Origin of the sequence: Gramella sp. MT6, assembly GCF_019357415.1 — a bacterium.
In the GTDB taxonomy this organism is placed as follows: Bacteria; Bacteroidota; Bacteroidia; order Flavobacteriales; family Flavobacteriaceae; genus Christiangramia.
This window is the reverse complement of the sequence record NZ_CP048410.1, coordinates 2,268,054-2,281,995: the sequence shown is the minus strand read 5'-3', so window position 1 is coordinate 2,281,995 and position 13,942 is coordinate 2,268,054. Positions and strand designations below refer to the sequence as shown.

The following is a 13,942-nucleotide window of genomic DNA, read 5'->3' as shown; positions in this document are numbered from 1 at the left end:
CACAAAATTAGATGTTATGGCTCAGGTGGAGAACAATCAATATTCAGTAAAACTGGATAATATTCAGGAAGCTATTGATGATATTCGCAACGGAAAAGTGATCATCGTAGTAGATGATATTGATCGTGAAAATGAAGGAGATTTTCTTGCGGCAGCAGAAAAAGTTACCCCTGAAATGATCAACTTCATGGCAACTCACGGCCGTGGCCTTATCTGCGCTCCCATTACCGAGGCGAGATGTAACGAACTTAAGCTGGAAATGATGGTGGGTAATAATACCGACCCGATGGAAACTGCTTTCACAATTTCTGTAGACTTAAGAGGGAAAGGAGTAACAACAGGTATTTCCGCAGCAGACAGAGCCAAGACCATCCAATCTTTAATTGACCCCGAAACCAAACCACATGACCTTAACAGACCGGGACATATTTTTCCGCTGAAAGCGAAAGAAGGTGGTGTTTTAAGAAGAACAGGTCATACTGAGGCAGCTATAGATTTTGCTCGACTTGCTGGTTTTGAACCGGCTGGTGTGATCGTAGAGATCATGAATGAAGATGGAACCATGGCTCGTTTACCTCAACTTATTGAGGTAGCTAAAAAATTTGACCTTAAGATCGTTTCTATAGAAGATCTGGTTGCATACAGAATGCAACATGATTCTTTGATCGAGAAAAAAGAAGATTTTGAACTGGATACCAGGTTTGGAAGATTCAGACTACGTGCGTATAAGCAAACCACAAATTCGCAGATACATATTGCCCTTACCAAGGGAACCTGGAAGCCGAATGAAGAGATCATGGTTCGTGTAAATTCTACACGAGTGAACAATGATATTCTTGGAACACTTACCAACAATGTAGACAAAAAGCTTGATGGCATGTTTAAGGCCATCAATGATGAAGGTCGTGGTGCGATCGTATTTATTAATCCTGCGAACCAATCCCCTAACCTTCTTAACAGGCTAAGCGAATTAAAAGAAAGTCAGAAAAAAGGTGAGATCAAAGCTCCACCGGTGAAAATGGATAATAAGGATTTTGGAATTGGAGCCCAGATACTTCATGACCTTGAAATCCATAAGATCAGGTTACTGTCTAATTCTCAACAAACAAAACGTGTTGGAATGATAGGTTACGGTTTGGAGATCACGGAATATGTAGATTATTGATCGATCTCAATGATCACCTCGTCAAGAGGGCGTCTAACCTTTTTGAATTTAGAGAACATATCATCCTGAGATCTATATCCCACGGGTAAAACCAGTACAGATCTTAAATTTTTATCGTGAAGATTTAGGAATTCATCATATTTTTCGGGCTCAAAACCTTCCATTGGGCAGGCATCTATCTCTTCGGCCGCGCAAACCGTAAGCAAAGTTCCCAGAGCAAGATAGGCTTGATTAATAGCCCAGGCTTCAATTTCTTCAACCTCCTTGGTCTTGAAATCATTAATGAGGAATTCATGAAATGGTTTCAGGATCTCTTCAGGAGTTTCCCTCACATGTTTAACCCTTTTAAAGTAATTGGTAATAAATTCTTCATCCACCTTATTTTCAATACATAAAACGAGGACATGAGAAGCGGTGTTTATCTGCTCCTGGCCAAATGAGAAGTTTCGTAATTCTGATTGAAGCTCTTTATTAGAAATAATAAGCATCTTCAAAGGTTGAAGTCCATAAGAAGTAGCAGTTAGATTAAATGCCTGTTTCAGAACTTCTATCTTATCTTCAGAAAGGATCCTGGAATCATCGAATTTCTTGGTCGCATAGCGCCAGTTCAAAGCTTTTATATTACTCATAAACCTGTTTAAATAATATTATACAAATGTACACAATGTATAAAGTAACACTGGCGTTAGCGCATAGATTAATCTAATACATCCAAATATTATGGCTATCTTCGATATGTCAATCATCTTATAATGCGGCGGCTTAAAAAATTCATCCTGTTCTCAGTAATTGGTCTGGTATTGATCATTTTCACAATTCTTGGTCTTGAAGCCATCTTTAAGAGGCAAACTAATGAACTTATTTATAGAGATATGGCTGCGGTGCCTAATACAAAGACCGTGATCGTCCTGGGAGCCAGTGTTCATGCCGATGGTAAATTATCGCCCATTTTAAAAGACCGGGTTGACACCGCGATAAAATTATTCAGAAACGATAAGGTTGATAATTTTCTGGTTACAGGAGACCACCGTACCGAGGATTATAACGAGGTTGCGGCCATGGTTGGTTACCTGGAGGAAAATGGTATAGATAAAGATCTCATCATTTCAGATCATGCCGGCCTGGATACCTATGATAGCATGTATCGCGCCGGAAATGTATTTGGTATTGAAAATGCCATCGTTGTAACCCAGGAATTTCATTTACCCCGTGCCCTGTTCATAGCGTCTAATCTTGGATTCGATTACCTGGGATATCCAGCAGATCAAAGAGCTTATCAAACAGAATACCGGCTTAAGCAGCGAGAAAAACTAGCTAATTTTAAAGCCTTATGGGAAGTGCTACTCAAAAAGAAACCCAGAACCCTGGAGGAAAGACTGAGTCTTAGCGATCAATAACTTACGATCTTTTTCGCTATATTAGGATACTACTAACTTCTAAATCAAACAATATGATTCAGTGGATCATTCATATTCTAATAGATGCACTAGTGCTTCTTATAGCAGCAAACTTTCTTAGTAAAGTTCATTTAAAAGGATTTAAATCGGCAGTAATTGTCGCTCTTATTATTGGGGTACTGAGTTTTCTTTTAAGCTGGCTACTAACCGCTATTTTAAATATCGCGACCCTGGGAATTTTTTATTTCCTTGGAATTGGTTTCGTGACCAGGGTGATAGCTTATGCAATTATAATTGAGATAGCAGATAAACTGACCTCAGACTTCAAAACTGAAGGTTTCTGGCCATCTTTATGGTTGGCGATTCTTATTGCCATTGTTGGCGGAATCGTAGACGCGATACTTTTCTAAAAAATTAAAATTACCGGGTGAGATGTTTCATCCGGTTTTTTCTTCCCCACCAGACAACAAAACCAGTTACTGGTAATGAAGCGACAAACAAGCTCAGAATAAAGGCTATAATCTTCCCTGTCATTCCAAAATACTGGCCTGTATGAATCCCATAGCTCATTTCCTGCAATTTCATACCCGTACTTTTACTAGCATAAGGTTGTTCCTGGAGAAGTTCCGCTGTTTGTGGATGAAAATAATAATTAGACTGATGATCATAATCCAGTGACTCCGGATAGACACCGGTCACTATTGGATGATCATTCCCTTCTGTCCATACAAAGTACATATCATTACCCGGTTCCATTTTCATGGTTTCAGAAAAAGCTACATCTATGGGATTAGCAGAGATCTCGGGCATTTGATTTATATGGTCTACATGTTCATCTGTCTCTACCTTCTCTCCTAAATTCCCAGCATAGTAAATTCCGTCGCTAACCCATTCATAAGAAAAATTGAGCCCGGTAATAGCAATGATGATCGCCAGAATATGAATGTAAAAACCGCTAATATTATGAAGGTCATAATTAAGTCTTCGCCAGCGTGCACCCCATTTAACATTCAGACTTTTCTTTAAATTCTTCAATTTCTTAGGCCACCATAATATGACACCTGTTATCATCATCAAAATAAATATCAAAGTCGATATTCCCACGATCTGTCTACCTATATTTTCCGGTAATAATAGATACATATGAAGCGACTTTACAATTTCGAAAAAATCTTCCGTGAAATTTTGGGCATATAAGAACTCGCCAGTGTAAGGATCTATATAGAAGTAGTAAGGAGTTTGCTCGAATACTCCGTATACGGCCACTGGCCTGTCCATCCCGGAATAAAGAACGAAATCATCGGTGGTCCCGGGATAATTTTCCTGTACTATATTTTTTATTTCTGAAGGAGGAAGAAATCCTGTACTCTTTTCTTCAACAAAACGATAATCATAGAGCGCATCTTTTATTTCATCATGAAATACATAAATAGATCCGGTTACCGCTACAATGAAAACAATGATCCCTGTGATGAGACCAAGCCACAGGTGAATGCTGCCGGCCCACTTTTTTAAGTTATTTTTCTTCTTTTTAGTCTTCTTCATAGTAAAAATGAGACCGCCAATACAGCGGTCTCTTGGCTAATTCAATTCTAAAATCTATAAGTTAAAGCTGCGGCAAAATTTCTTGGGGCCTGCGGATTTATAGTAGACCATCCATTGAAATAATCTTCATTGGTGAGATTATTCAATTTCAGATTGATAGAAAATTTATCCACATCATAAAATACTGCTGCGTTTAAAACGGTGTAAGACGGTAAGGTGAAGGTTCCAGCGATATTTCTGTTGAAGATCATATTCTCGCTGGCATAATTTCCACCAAAACCGATTCCGAAGCCTTCAGCCAGACCATCCGTAAATCTATAGCTAGCCCAAAGATTGGCAAGGTTTTCTGGTCCTGCAGATTCAGGCCTTCTTCCAAGAAAGTCATCATTTTCAGCAGCCTCGGTGACTTCACTCTCGTTATGGCTAAAACCGGCAACCAGGTTAAGACCGTCAAAAGGACTCGCAGTTATTCTTGCCTCAAAACCACGGCTATATTGTGTACCATCCTGGGTTACTTCCAGACCGCTACCCAAAACTATATTTTCAACCTCAATATCATAATAGCTTAAGGTAGCAAAAAGTTTATCCCTGAAAAAGTTCAGTTTTGTTCCAAATTCAAATTGGGTTGCATGTTCCGGATCAAAAGTAATTCTTCGGGTTTCACCGGTATTCTGATCTATCAATTCTGAAGGCGCCACGTTGCTGAAACCGTCCATGTAATTAGCGAAAATGGAAACCTTATCGATTATTGGCTGATACACAACCCCAAATTTGGGAGAAAGCGCCGTTTGACTATTAGAATCATTTTCAAACTGGTCTATTCGTAAACTCGCCATTGCTGATAGAGCCGGAGTGATATTTAAAACATTTGAAACATAGGCACTATAGATATCCTCTTTGGTAGTATTGTTATTTCGCGGAGTATTTTCAAGTAAGCCGTCTACAGCCGCGGTAGATAATATACCGCTATCATTATTTGTAATATAATTAGCTTCCTCGGTGATGCCGAAAACACTTTCATTTACATTCTGTAAGTTAGCATTACCAATATAAACGCTTCCATTGCCAATATAACCCGTCCCGTTATCAATGGTTTCTCTTTGGAAGTAATCAAGTCCCGCAACCATTCTGTTTCTCATTCCGAAGAGCTCAAAATCACCGATGAAATTCTGCTGAAGATCTGTGGTCAAGGTGGTTGAATTCTGATTATTCATAAATCTGCTAAGTACAATTCCTTCATCAAGACCTTCATAAAACCGGGTTGATTCATATAAATAGGAATAATAACCTTTTGATTTAGCACTTCCGCGGGAAATTACCGTTTGCGAGGTCCAATTATCTGATAGTTCATAATTCATCTGCCCTTGCAGGCTGTACGTAAAATTATTAAGGGTAAGATCATTACTGGTGTAAGACCTGTTCGTATCATAGTTCAACTCCTCAATGTTAGTTACGGTTAGAGGCGCTCCACGGTCTACAAAAAGCATTGTAGGGTTTGTAGATTCGCCGTCATAAAATTCAGTATTGATAAGGAAAGTAAGCCTGTCGTTAACGGTATATTTAAGCGACGGCGCAACAAAAAAGGATTCTGAAAATCCCGCATCCTGAAATGAATTTTCGGTTTGATAAGCAGTATTTACTCTAAGGGCAACATCACCATCCTCATCCAGCGGGGTGTTCACATCTGCCGCTATTCGATTAAGACCAAAACTACCAAGTGTATATGAAATATTACCACCAAAATAATCATAAGGTCGTTTGGTAGTTATATTAATTAGCCCTCCATAAGAGATAAGACTGCTACCATAAAGAGTTCCCGACGGACCTTTAATGACCTCGATATTTTCAATGTTAGCAGGATCAGGGCTGCCATTCGTGATCGCAGGCAGTCCATTCACCAAAGTTGGTTGTACCGGGAATCCTCTTAGGGAGTAATAACCAGCGCCATCACCTCCTCTACCGGTAGATTCCCAGAGTTTTGTGATCCCAGAACTGTTCTTTAAGGCATCATCAAAACTGGTAACTACCTGTTCACTCAGTAGTTCTGAAGTAATATTATCATATACCTGGGGATTTTCAATATTCTTCAAAGGCAATTTTGAAACATAGAAACTTTTCTCCCTATTAAACTTATTCGCATTGCCATTCCCAGTTAATACTACCTCCTGCAACTTTTCCTCAGTAACCTGCAGCTTTATTTCCGGCAATCGTGTTTTTTCACCCGCTTTAATTGAGATAGCGATCTCAGCCGGTTTAAAGCCTACGTAAGAGACCCTTAACAGGTAATTTCCAACTGGAACATTATTTATCAGGAATGAACCGTCATCAACGGTTTCTGTTCCAATTCCTGTTCCTTCTATATCAACATTGGCTTCAGAAACTCCCTCACCCTTTTCATTGATGATCCTTCCTTCCAGACTCCCTGAATTCTGAGTAAATCCTGTGTAGGTAAAAAGAATTAATATCAGAAGTATTTTTTGATTCATTAGATGCAAATTTTATTTAGACTTATTATAAATAGAGAGGCAAATCTATGAGCTGTAAATGAAAATAAAAAGATTATTTAGAACTATTTTAAATAAAATTTTAGAAATAACTGTATTTCAAACATTTAAAAGCAGGCCTAATAAGGTTTTATTATAGTTGAAACGTAAAAATTAATGCGGATCTAATTCAATTAAACTCACTTTCCTTTACTTTTGAGCTTTTAAACAAAACCTATGATCAAATTAATTGTAACCGATGTTGACGGAACGTTGCTGAATGATAACCATGAGTTACATCCCGATTTCTGGAAAATTGAAGAACAACTCACTAGTAAAGGAATTTTATTCTCCATTGCCAGTGGGCGCCAGTTCTACAATTTGGAATCGAAATTTGAAAAGATCAAGGATCGCACTATGTTCTTTGCTGAGAATGGAACTTATGTTTCCCATAAAGGGAAGGAATTATATGTAAATCCGATAGAAAAAAATGCTGCTATTGAATTTATTGAACTTGGAAGAGAACTAACTGAAACCAACCTTGTTTTATGTGGAAAAGATTCAGCCTACATAGAAACAGATGATGAAGAATTTAAAACAGAGATCAGTAAATTTTATGAACGCCTGCAGGTTGTAGATGATCTTACTAAGGTTGAGGATACCTATTTAAAAGTCACCTTGTGCAATTTTAACGGAGTGGAAGATCATACTTTTCCTCATTTCGTAAATTACACAGACCGGTTTAAGGTAGCCATTGCAGCCAGAGTGTTTATAGATATTACCGCTTTGGATGCTAATAAGGGAAATGCCATCAAGGGAATTCAGAAAGAATTGAATATTAGCCCTGAGGAAACTTTAGTATTCGGAGATTATCTTAATGACCTTGAAATGATGCAGGTTGCAAAACATAGCTATGCCATGAAAAATGCTCATCCAGAGATCATTGAAGCTAGTAATTTTGTTACCAGTCATGATAACAACAATAACGGGGTTTTGAGAACTATCGAGTCCCTGGGTTTATTGAATGTTTAATTAATAATAATATTGGTCTTATCTACCCCCGTATTTCCTGTTTCAGGATCATAGGCATAGATCAAAATTTCGTACAGGCCTTTCTCCAGAGAGGTTTCGGCATGAAAAGTACTTGGCTTCTCAGCTGGCTCTAATTCAACTTCGGTCGAACTCCCGTCATTACTTGTGATTATTGCTTTGACTTCGTATTGTGAAGCGTCCCATATTCCATTTTCGGTAACGGGACAGCCGCACATCATGACCACATTTGCAGTTAGGTCGATTTCTTCTGAACCTTTTATTCTTTCATGTGTTTGCGGAGATAAAATATCTACAACAAAACCAGGAATTTCCAGAACTATTCCATCACCAGTGATATCTTTACCCGGGATCACCCATAATTGTGTACTGCTTAAGACACTTGACTGTTTTTTGTTATAGGGACCAAGGGCTTCTACGGTTACAAACGTTGGCTTTTCAATATCAATTTTTGCCAGAAATCCGGCAGTTTTTTCATCTGATAGGCTTTCGGACCGCTTCCAGTCCTTTTTCATGATCTTCTCTGTATCTCCGGTACTACCAATGGTCATTCCTTCATCCAGTATCGCACCTGTAACTGCATCCTTTACCAGTATCTTTGCTCCACCAATTGATGAACCAATAAATTTAGCATCTTTAGCTTTAGCCCTGATCATGATATTTGTTTCCTGGGCAAATCCCTGTATAGAAATGCTGCATAGAATTAGAACGAAAAAAAACCGGTAAAAATCAAAACCTTTCATAGTATCAATGTTTACCGGCTAATTTAATTAAAAACTAAATCAATTAAGCTTTGGCTAATTCTCCTTCTTTATTTTTCGAAGCGATATTGTGAAAATTCTTTGGGTCTGATTGATATTCCTGAACATAATTTTCTAAAGTATCAATTTCATCCTGGGTAAGATCATTAGCTTTCATATTCTGGGAAAGATTTATCCAAGGTTTATCTGATGAATAATCATATTCTCCGAAGACCATAAAAGGCGTACCATTTCTGGCAATTTTTGACCCTTCTACATCCCACATATCTGCCCAATCAAAAATATATTTTGCGTCGTCCATATAAAGTCTTACACATCCATGGCTGGCAGGATATCCGGGAAGGGCATATTGATGTACTCCTACTCCTTCAAAATTCATGAAATTGAAATAGTATGGCAGGATCCAGGAATCGTCTACAGTACTTATCTTACGTTTAGCCTTGTAATTTCCATAATTCAGACCATTTGGCGTCCTTGTAGAATTTTTCCCGGTACTCACCGGTCCCCATTTTACAAGCTCTCCATTTTCATATAGCCCAAAAGCCTGAACTCTTTGCGAGATCAAAACGGTTTTTGGAATACACTGTAAGAAATTGATATTCTCTGGAAAAGGACTATAACTGTTGAATTCCTCTGAAGCACATTCAGGAATCACAATTGGCCTGTCTGTTCTTAACCTGTTCTTCTCGATCCTATTCAGTGCTAAAATAGTATTTAGCTGTTCTTCTGAATAAGCTTTGAACAAACTATCAATCTGGTCCCTTGTTTTTAAGGAATCGATCGTATAACTGATCTCTTTTCGATAAATCTTAGGGTCTTTTTTCACTACCGGATTTCTCATACTTAAATCTTCAGGTTGCGAAACTGTTGGTTCTACCACCTGTGTGTTGGAATTACAGGCATAAAAAATGGCACTACATATAAATAATAAAGAAATCCTTCTTAAAGCATTTAAGCGTATCATCGTAACAGTAGTTTTGGTTAGATAGGTTGAAATTACATCCTTAACCTCTCGATGCCTGCTAATAAAGAGTTAAGGGTTTGTTGAGTTTTTGATAATTAACCCATTTTAAGATGATTGGATTTTTAATTAGCTTAAATTTTTCAGAAAAATTAACCTTTTGTTTAATTTCTGATTTTCAATATGTTATTTTTAAGTCGATCAAAATCATTTATTTATGGACAATAGAAGAACCTTCCTGAAGAAATCTGGCCTCCTATTAGGTGCCGCTTTACTACCATTTCCTGGCTGTATTGCCTCTTCACAAAAAAAACTTGGGGTAGCTCTCGTTGGTCTGGGATATTATAGTACAGACCTTCTTGCCCCTGCTCTTCAGCAAACAGATCATTGTGAACTGCGCGGAATTGTAACAGGTAGTCCTGAAAAAATCCCTGTATGGCAAAAACGCTACGGCATCAAGGATACCAATGTTTACAATTACGAAAACATGCATGAGATCGCCAATAATGATGATATAGATGTTGTTTACATAGTATTACCAACCGGGCTACATGCAGAATATGCAATAAAGGCTGCTGACGCCGGGAAACATGTTTGGTGTGAAAAGCCTATGGCCAGAACAGCTGAGGAATGTCAGCATATCATTGATGCCTGTAACAAAAACCGGGTTAAATTATCGATTGGTTACCGAATGCAACATGAAACCAATACTCAAAAGATCATGAACTGGGCTGAAACCAAGCCCTATGGAAATATTAAAAATGTGATTTCTGAAGCCGGATATAATGGCGGCACCATAACTCCCTGGAAACTTCAAAAGGAAATGGGTGGCGGCGCTATCTATGACATGGGTGTATATTCCATTAATGCGGCGCGATATTCTACCGGAATGGAACCAATTGCGGTTACCGCGGAACAAAGTACCCGTAGACCAGATATTTTTACCGAGGTGGATGAAACTACCAGTTTTAAAATGGAATTTCCAGGAGGGATTATAGTAGATGGTAAGACAAGTTTTGGGGAAACTATGAATAATCTGGAAGTGACAACCGAGGACGGCTGGTATTATTTGAGACCTATGCAATCATATTCGGGAGTCCAGGGCAAGACCAGCGATGGTTTGGTTCTGCCTCCAATGAAGAAAAATCAGCAAGCTGTACAAATGGATGATGATGCATTGGCTATTATTAACGACACTGAAGTATTAGTGCCAGGTATTGAAGGAATGAAAGATATTCATATAGTTCAAAAGATCAACGAAGCAGCTGAAACCAATCAAAGAATATTGATTTAGAAGAAATTTTCACTGAACCTTTTTGAAAATAAATCTATTCATCGTAATATTGCAATATATAATTACAAGACATGGGTGTTACCAAAACAGACCTTTTTACAAAAGAGCAAAATGAACTGGCCATTTTAGCCAAGGCATTTGCGCACCCTGCCCGTGTTGCTATTCTGCAATATTTACTGGAATCGAATAAATGCATTAATGGCGACCTGGTAAATGAATTAGGATTAGCACAGGCAACTATAAGCCAGCATTTAAGAGAATTAAAGAACATTGGTCTTATCCAGGGAAGCATTGAAGGTGTTTCCATGAGCTATTGTATAGATCCTGAAAAATGGCAAAGTGTTCAAAGCCTTTTTAATGGTATGTTCGACAAAATTCAGAATTGCGGTTCTGAAGATTGCTGCTAAAAAAATTTACTAACAAACATCGTAATAATACGATAAAACGATTCATCTTATGAGACTTTCAGAATTTAAAGATCATTTATCCGGGTTAAGGGAGATCGCTTTTGAACTTCCTAAAGGCCAGCTGGTACCAGAGCATTTTCATGTGACCGAAGTTGGAAAGATCAGCAAAAATTTCATTGATTGTGGCGGTACACTAAGAGAGGAAGAAAAGATCTCCTTTCAACTTTGGGAAGAGAACGATTATAACCACCGTCTGCATCCTGAAAAACTAGTAAAGATCATAGATCTGGCGAAGGACAAACTGGCTTTACCAGATGCAGAGATCGAGGTGGAATATCAGGGAGAAAGCATCAATAAATTTGAGCTTGATTTTGATGGGAAGAACTTCCTGCTTGTAAATACTCAAACAACGTGCCTGGCCAAAGAAAAATGCGGCATCCCTGAACAAAAGCCTAAGGTTAAATTGTCTGAACTTCAGAATTCCTGCTGTACTCCCGAATCTGGTTGCTGCTAATAATTTATCTATGTCGAAACCAAAACTTTTTCCGGTCTTACTAAGAAAACTGGAACATTTGAGAAATATTGAAATCCCGGAAACCCGGAAACAGATTCTCCAGCCTCTTATCGAATTTATTCAGCATCAAAAGGATTCAGGAGAACCTATTAAGCTGAATTTTATTTGTACTCACAATTCAAGACGCAGCCAGTTGGCCCAGGTTTGGGCACAGGCAATTTCTGCTCACTATGGAATTCCGGTAGAATGCTTTTCCGGTGGTACAGAAGAAACAGCATTTTTCAAAAACGCTGTTGAGGCGTTGAGAAGAGCGGGTTTCATTTTAAAATCAGGAGCAGGTGAAAATCCTCATTTCGAGGTTTATTATTCCGAAGAATTTGAACCTCTGGAGTGTTACTCAAAAGTTTACGATTCTTCAGTAAATCCAACAAAGAATTTTTCGGCCGTAATGACGTGTTCACATGCAGATGAGAACTGTCCCTTCATTCCTGGATCGAAAGCCAGGATCCCACTGGATTATAAAGACCCAAAACAATTTGATGATACTCCATTGGCAATGGAGAAATACGATGAAAGGAGTGACCAGATCGCTTCAGAAATGATCTACGTTTTCGAAAACATAAAATAGCATGGCAAAAAAACTTAATTACCTGGACAAAAATCTTACGTTATGGATCTTCCTGGCAATGGGTCTTGGTGTGGGATTAGGATATTTTATCCCGTCAATTCCTGAAAATATCAATTCCTATAGCTCGGGAAGTACCAATATTCCTATTGCGGTAGGTCTCATCCTGATGATGTACCCTCCATTGGCTAAGGTAAAATACAGGCTGTTGCCAAAAGTCTTTAAAAATGTAAAGATCCTGAGTATTTCTCTTGTTCTTAACTGGATCATAGGTCCATTTCTAATGTTTTTTCTTGCCATTATATTTCTTCAGGATCATCCTGAATATATGGTAGGTCTTATTTTAATTGGCCTTGCCCGTTGTATTGCCATGGTGCTGGTCTGGAACGACCTTGCCGAAGGAAGCAGCGAATATGGCGCTGGCCTGGTTGCATTGAACAGTATTTTCCAGGTCTTTGCCTATAGTTTCTACGCCTGGTTGTTCATCACCTGGCTTCCCCCGCTTTTTGGGTTTGATGGTGCTATAGTAGATATTTCTATTGCCACTATTGCTGAAAGTGTTGCGATCTACCTGGGAATCCCATTTGCGCTCGGAATCTTAAGCCGGGTAGTCCTGGTAAAATTAAAAGGAGAAAAATGGTACGAGAACAAATTCCTACCCGCTATCTCTCCCATGACACTTATTGCACTTCTTTTTACGATTATCCTGATGTTTTCCTTAAAGGGAGAATTGATCGTGCAAATACCAATGGATGTGGTAAGAATTGCCATTCCGCTATTGATCTATTTCAGCCTGATGTTCCTTATTGGTTTCTTTTTGAGCAAAGCCATGGGTGCATCTTATGATAAGAATGCTTCCATTTCGTTCACCGCAGCGGGAAATAACTTTGAACTGGCCATTGCTGTAGCTATAGCAGTATTTGGGCTTAACAGCGGGCAGGCCTTCGCTGGCGTTATTGGCCCACTGGTAGAAGTACCGGCATTGATATTACTGGTTAGAGTCTCTTTTTGGTTAAGAAAAAGGTTCTATGCAAACCAAAATCAATTGATATAATATCTCAACCCAAGCCAAATATTATCTATACTAAAATCAAGTCCAAATTGATCGCTTTTTTGTCTGTCTTCACCATCCCTGGAATCACTGAAATGAGAGTAATAAAGCCTTCCAAAATCGGCATTCAATGAAAACTTTTCACTCAACATGAAGAAGATCCCTGGTCTAATATTAACGCCATAATTTTCGGATCTTAACTGGCCAAATTGTTCATTATCAGAATACTCGTCATTTTGAGAAAAATTATAATAAGGAGAACCTGTTAGGGAAACTGAAAATTTTGAACTCAAACCGAAAAATTTCCTGAGATAAGGTGCTATGCTAAACGAATTTCTTTTTAATTCTGTTAAGACGGATTCTTCATATTTGTTTTTGGAATAACCATAGCCTAATTGAAGACCGGCCTGTAAATTAGGGCCAATAAAATATCCTACATCCGGTCTTATATTAATAGAAAAAGATTTGAAATCTCTGGGATAATCCACTCTTTCACTACTTGTATGGGCAGAACCTAAGGCGAAAGAACCTCCCAAACTCCAGGTTCCTTTTTCAATTAGAAATTTTTCTGAATCGGTTTGTGCATTGGCGACCATGCTAAAAAAAATAACCGCAATAGTCATTAAAATAGTTTTCATATCAGGTGTTTACGGGCACAATGATATAAAAAGAGAATGTATTTATCTATC

At 38.4% G+C, this 13,942-nt stretch carries 15 protein-coding genes; 9 read left to right on the top strand and 6 right to left on the bottom strand.

The features are described from left to right. Positions 1–16: 16 nt before the first annotated feature. Positions 17–1,165 carry a 3,4-dihydroxy-2-butanone-4-phosphate synthase gene (gene ribB, locus G3I01_RS10315; protein WP_219547554.1) on the top strand — a complete coding sequence of 383 codons (1,149 nt, stop codon included), beginning with the start codon at positions 17–19 and terminating at the stop codon, positions 1,163–1,165. On the opposite strand, the gene G3I01_RS10310 is transcribed toward ribB, so the two are convergent. Beyond that, positions 1,159–1,794: an NAD(P)H-dependent oxidoreductase gene (locus G3I01_RS10310; RefSeq protein WP_219547552.1), complete on the bottom strand. Its 636-nt coding sequence runs from the start codon at positions 1,792–1,794 to the stop codon at positions 1,159–1,161. The two genes, ribB and G3I01_RS10310, sit on opposite strands and share 7 nt — an antisense overlap. 123 nt (positions 1,795–1,917) lie before the next feature. Here G3I01_RS10310 and G3I01_RS10305 point away from each other — a divergent pair, with 123 nt between their 5' ends. Further along, the gene (locus G3I01_RS10305; RefSeq protein ID WP_219547550.1) at positions 1,918–2,562 is read left to right on the top strand and encodes an ElyC/SanA/YdcF family protein; all 645 of its coding nucleotides are present in this window, start codon (positions 1,918–1,920) and stop codon (positions 2,560–2,562) included. A gap of 53 nt (positions 2,563–2,615) precedes the next feature. Beyond that, positions 2,616–2,972 (top strand): phage holin family protein, encoded by a 357-nt coding sequence (locus G3I01_RS10300; protein ID WP_219547548.1) that lies wholly within the window; start codon positions 2,616–2,618, stop codon positions 2,970–2,972. A gap of 10 nt (positions 2,973–2,982) precedes the next feature. Here the strand turns inward: G3I01_RS10300 and G3I01_RS10295 are convergent, their stop codons facing one another. Together G3I01_RS10295 and G3I01_RS10290 are read right to left on the bottom strand one after the other, a co-directional pair. Continuing rightward, positions 2,983–4,107: a PepSY-associated TM helix domain-containing protein gene (locus G3I01_RS10295; RefSeq protein ID WP_219547546.1), complete on the bottom strand. Its 1,125-nt coding sequence runs from the start codon at positions 4,105–4,107 to the stop codon at positions 2,983–2,985. A 47-nt stretch (positions 4,108–4,154) separates the two neighbouring features. Then, a complete protein-coding gene (locus tag G3I01_RS10290) occupies positions 4,155–6,593 on the bottom strand; it encodes a TonB-dependent receptor (protein ID WP_219547544.1) in 2,439 nt (812 codons plus the stop codon). A gap of 234 nt (positions 6,594–6,827) precedes the next feature. Here G3I01_RS10290 and G3I01_RS10285 point away from each other — a divergent pair, with 234 nt between their 5' ends. Next, the gene (locus G3I01_RS10285) at positions 6,828–7,622 is read left to right on the top strand and encodes an HAD family hydrolase (protein ID WP_219547542.1); all 795 of its coding nucleotides are present in this window, start codon (positions 6,828–6,830) and stop codon (positions 7,620–7,622) included. Here G3I01_RS10285 and G3I01_RS10280 read toward each other — a convergent pair. Continuing rightward, positions 7,619–8,383 (bottom strand): hypothetical protein, encoded by a 765-nt coding sequence (locus tag G3I01_RS10280; protein ID WP_219547540.1) that lies wholly within the window; start codon positions 8,381–8,383, stop codon positions 7,619–7,621. The genes G3I01_RS10285 and G3I01_RS10280 overlap by 4 nt on opposite strands. A 43-nt stretch (positions 8,384–8,426) precedes the next feature. Then, positions 8,427–9,365 carry a L,D-transpeptidase gene (locus G3I01_RS10275; RefSeq protein WP_219547538.1) on the bottom strand — a complete coding sequence of 313 codons (939 nt, stop codon included), beginning with the start codon at positions 9,363–9,365 and terminating at the stop codon, positions 8,427–8,429. Between the two features lie 214 nt (positions 9,366–9,579). Between G3I01_RS10275 and G3I01_RS10270 the strand changes: the two genes are divergently transcribed. From G3I01_RS10270 to arsB, 5 genes are all read left to right on the top strand, one after another. Further along, on the top strand, positions 9,580–10,656 hold the full coding sequence (locus tag G3I01_RS10270; RefSeq protein ID WP_219547536.1) for a Gfo/Idh/MocA family oxidoreductase: 1,077 nt from the start codon (positions 9,580–9,582) through the stop codon (positions 10,654–10,656). A 71-nt stretch (positions 10,657–10,727) separates the two neighbouring features. Further along, positions 10,728–11,063 (top strand): metalloregulator ArsR/SmtB family transcription factor, encoded by a 336-nt coding sequence (locus tag G3I01_RS10265; RefSeq protein WP_219547534.1) that lies wholly within the window; start codon positions 10,728–10,730, stop codon positions 11,061–11,063. 49 nt (positions 11,064–11,112) lie between these two features. Next, the gene (locus tag G3I01_RS10260; RefSeq protein ID WP_219547532.1) at positions 11,113–11,577 is read left to right on the top strand and encodes a DUF6428 family protein; all 465 of its coding nucleotides are present in this window, start codon (positions 11,113–11,115) and stop codon (positions 11,575–11,577) included. Positions 11,578–11,587: 10 nt separating this feature from the next. Beyond that, on the top strand, positions 11,588–12,205 hold the full coding sequence (locus tag G3I01_RS10255; protein ID WP_219547530.1) for a protein-tyrosine-phosphatase: 618 nt from the start codon (positions 11,588–11,590) through the stop codon (positions 12,203–12,205). 1 nt (position 12,206) lies between these two features. Then, positions 12,207–13,256 (top strand): ACR3 family arsenite efflux transporter, encoded by a 1,050-nt coding sequence (gene arsB, locus G3I01_RS10250; RefSeq protein ID WP_219547528.1) that lies wholly within the window; start codon positions 12,207–12,209, stop codon positions 13,254–13,256. On the opposite strand, the gene G3I01_RS10245 is transcribed toward arsB, so the two are convergent. Next, positions 13,244–13,891 (bottom strand): outer membrane beta-barrel protein, encoded by a 648-nt coding sequence (locus tag G3I01_RS10245; protein WP_219547526.1) that lies wholly within the window; start codon positions 13,889–13,891, stop codon positions 13,244–13,246. The two genes, arsB and G3I01_RS10245, sit on opposite strands and share 13 nt — an antisense overlap. Between the last annotated feature and the right edge of the window lie 51 nt (positions 13,892–13,942).

Excerpts from the sequence above, each read along its gene's own strand:
- G3I01_RS10255 (WP_219547530.1), top strand. The coding sequence starts at position 11,588 with ATGTCGAAACCAAAACTTTTTCCGGTCTTACTAAGAAAACTGGAACAT.
- G3I01_RS10310 (WP_219547552.1), bottom strand. The coding sequence starts at position 1,794 with ATGAGTAATATAAAAGCTTTGAACTGGCGCTATGCGACCAAGAAATTC.
- G3I01_RS10300 (WP_219547548.1), top strand. The coding sequence starts at position 2,616 with ATGATTCAGTGGATCATTCATATTCTAATAGATGCACTAGTGCTTCTT.
- G3I01_RS10270 (WP_219547536.1), top strand. The coding sequence starts at position 9,580 with ATGGACAATAGAAGAACCTTCCTGAAGAAATCTGGCCTCCTATTAGGT.
- G3I01_RS10290 (WP_219547544.1), bottom strand. The coding sequence starts at position 6,593 with ATGAATCAAAAAATACTTCTGATATTAATTCTTTTTACCTACACAGGA.
- G3I01_RS10305 (WP_219547550.1), top strand. The coding sequence starts at position 1,918 with ATGCGGCGGCTTAAAAAATTCATCCTGTTCTCAGTAATTGGTCTGGTA.
- ribB (WP_219547554.1), top strand. The coding sequence starts at position 17 with ATGGCTCAGGTGGAGAACAATCAATATTCAGTAAAACTGGATAATATT.
- G3I01_RS10245 (WP_219547526.1), bottom strand. The coding sequence starts at position 13,891 with ATGAAAACTATTTTAATGACTATTGCGGTTATTTTTTTTAGCATGGTC.
- G3I01_RS10275 (WP_219547538.1), bottom strand. The coding sequence starts at position 9,365 with ATGATACGCTTAAATGCTTTAAGAAGGATTTCTTTATTATTTATATGT.
- G3I01_RS10295 (WP_219547546.1), bottom strand. The coding sequence starts at position 4,107 with ATGAAGAAGACTAAAAAGAAGAAAAATAACTTAAAAAAGTGGGCCGGC.
- G3I01_RS10260 (WP_219547532.1), top strand. The coding sequence starts at position 11,113 with ATGAGACTTTCAGAATTTAAAGATCATTTATCCGGGTTAAGGGAGATC.
- G3I01_RS10280 (WP_219547540.1), bottom strand. The coding sequence starts at position 8,383 with ATGAAAGGTTTTGATTTTTACCGGTTTTTTTTCGTTCTAATTCTATGC.
- G3I01_RS10285 (WP_219547542.1), top strand. The coding sequence starts at position 6,828 with ATGATCAAATTAATTGTAACCGATGTTGACGGAACGTTGCTGAATGAT.
- G3I01_RS10265 (WP_219547534.1), top strand. The coding sequence starts at position 10,728 with ATGGGTGTTACCAAAACAGACCTTTTTACAAAAGAGCAAAATGAACTG.
- arsB (WP_219547528.1), top strand. The coding sequence starts at position 12,207 with ATGGCAAAAAAACTTAATTACCTGGACAAAAATCTTACGTTATGGATC.